This window comes from Mesorhizobium sp. LNHC229A00, from assembly GCF_000502415.1.
GTDB lineage: Bacteria > Pseudomonadota > Alphaproteobacteria > Rhizobiales > Rhizobiaceae > Mesorhizobium.
The window spans coordinates 1-419 of the sequence record NZ_AYWQ01000190.1; the positions used below are offsets into that span (position 1 = coordinate 1).

The following is a 419-nucleotide window of genomic DNA, read 5'->3' on the forward strand; positions in this document are numbered from 1 at the left end:
ATCAAGGATCTGATCGCCGACTACCATGGCACCGAGGGCGACAAGATCGACCTGACGACGCTGTTCGATAAGGCACCGGCCGGCAATATCGCCGACTACGTGCATTACAACAGCGCGACCAGCACGGTAAGCGTCGACACCAGCGGCTCAGGCAACGCGGCTAACTTCGTGGATGTGGCTGTACTGCAGAACGCACCTGCTGCCGGCACCATCAACATCCTCTACGACGACGCAACACACACGCAGCAGCATGTCACGATTTAGCGCTTCTGCGCGTTCATGCTCCCATGCTATGCATTAGCGAAACATAAAACGGTAATTTGGAGAGGGGCTTACATGAAGATTGGTTCAAGATTGCTGATTTCGGCCACGGCGCTGCTGTTGGCTGGATCGACCGGCTTTGCCGCCGACATCATCGA

1 protein-coding gene is annotated in these 419 nt (G+C 56.1%); it reads left to right on the forward strand.

Going from position 1 to position 419, the window contains the following annotated elements:
* On the forward strand, positions 1-264 hold a 264-nt coding region (locus X742_RS01000000171305; protein ID WP_032925231.1), incomplete at its 5' end, for a type I secretion C-terminal target domain-containing protein.
* Positions 265-419 lie beyond the last annotated feature (155 nt).